This is a genomic window from Paenisporosarcina sp. P4_E4_2 (assembly GCF_056401595.1).
The window spans coordinates 1-1,898 of the sequence record NZ_JBFUJC010000466.1 but is presented as its reverse complement, the minus strand read 5'-3'; the positions used below and the strand labels follow the sequence as shown (position 1 = coordinate 1,898).

Annotated in this window: 2 protein-coding genes; both read left to right on the top strand. The window is 42.0% G+C overall.

The window, feature by feature from the left end; all coding sequences use genetic code 11:
• On the top strand, positions 1-870 hold an 870-nt coding region (locus AC1DSB_RS18715), incomplete at its 5' end, for a cysteine desulfurase family protein (RefSeq protein ID WP_477587354.1).
• 20 nt (positions 871-890) lie between these two features.
• A partial coding sequence (mnmA, locus tag AC1DSB_RS18710; protein WP_477587353.1) for a tRNA 2-thiouridine(34) synthase MnmA occupies positions 891-1,898 on the top strand: 1,008 nt, incomplete at its 3' end.

The window sequence follows — 1,898 nt, the reverse complement described above, 5'->3', positions numbered from 1 at the left end:
CATATTATCACGTCTCAAATTGAGCATCATGCCGTTTTGCATGCATGTGAAAAGCTAGAAAAAGAAGGATTTGACGTGACTTATTTACCTGTCAATAAACATGGACTTGTGTCAGTGGAAGACTTTAAACAAGCACTTCGTGAAGATACCATTTTAGTGACCATCATGCTTGGAAACAATGAAATGGGGGCCATTCAACCGATTGTAGAAATTGGCCAATTGTTGAAACACCACCAGGCTACTTTCCATACAGATGCTGTTCAAGCATACGGATTGATGCCAATATCAGTGGATGATCTTCATGTGGATTTATTGTCTGTTTCCTCACATAAAATCAATGGACCTAAAGGGATTGGCTTCCTTTATCAGCGAAAAGGCACAAAATTATCACCACAGCTTTTTGGTGGACAGCAGGAACGCAAACGTCGCGCGGGTACTGAAAATGTACCTAGTGTACYTGCTTTCGCAGAGGCCGTATCGATTGCACAGCAGTCAATGGATGAAAAACGAAAACTGTACCAACAGTTTAAGGAAATAATGATTTCCACATGGGAAGACAAAGGAATTGCATTCCAAGTTAACGGGAATGTACAATCGACTCTTCCGCATATTTTAAACGTCAGCTTCAAAGGGACGGACGTGGAAGCGCTATTGGTGAATTTGGATATGGCTGGTCTTTCTGTATCTAGCGGTTCAGCTTGTACAGCAGGATCCATTGATCCATCCCATGTGCTTGTCGCAATGTTCGGAGAAAATGCGGATGAACTTCGTAATTCTATCCGCTTCAGCTTTGGTTATGGAATAACACTTGACGATGTAACGGAAGCAGCAACGAAAACTGCCGCCGTATTAAATAGACTTGTGAAATAAATGTAGAAAAGGTGAAAGAGATGCAACAACTAAAAAGTCCTGCAGAAACACGTGTCGTTGTCGGCATGTCGGGTGGCGTTGATTCGTCCGTTGCAGCTTATTTATTAAAAGAACAAGGGTACGATGTCATCGGAATCTTCATGAAAAACTGGGATGATACTGATGAAAACGGCGTGTGTACAGCAACGGAAGATTATGACGACGTCATCAAAGTCTGCAACCAAATCGGCATTCCGTACTATGCAGTGAATTTTGAGAAACAATACTGGGATAAAGTGTTCACTTACTTTTTGGAAGAATATAAAGCAGGCAGAACGCCAAATCCAGATGTGATGTGCAATAAAGAAATTAAATTCAAGGCATTCCTTGAGCATGCAATCAGTTTGGGTGCTGACTATTTGGCTACCGGACATTACGCTCAAGTCAAGGAAGTGGACGGAGAAACCCAACTTCTTCGCGGTCTGGATAACAATAAAGACCAAACGTATTTCTTGAATCAATTGAATCAGGAACAATTATCGAAAGTGATGTTCCCAATTGGTCATCTTGAAAAGAAATTGGTTCGTCAAATCGCTGCAGAAGCTGGATTGGCAACAGCAGCGAAAAAAGATTCAACAGGCATTTGTTTTATCGGTGAACGCAATTTCAAGGAATTCCTGAGCCAATACTTGCCTGCACAGCCGGGTAATATGGTGACAATGGACGGGGAAGTTATGGGTCGTCATGATGGTCTGATGTATTACACAATCGGCCAACGTCATGGATTAGGGATTGGTGGAGCTGGAGACCCATGGTTTGTTCTAGGGAAAAATCTTGAGAATAACGAATTGCTGGTCGGACAAAACATTCATCACGAAGCGCTATTTTCTGATCAATTGACTGCTGTTAACATGAGTTTTACAACGAATTCGAAAAAAGACAATATGTTCTCTTGTACAGCGAAATTCAGATACCGTCAGGAAGACGTAAAAGTTGATGTGGAATTGACGGAAAACAACGGCGCGGTTATTACTTTCGCAGAGCCTGTC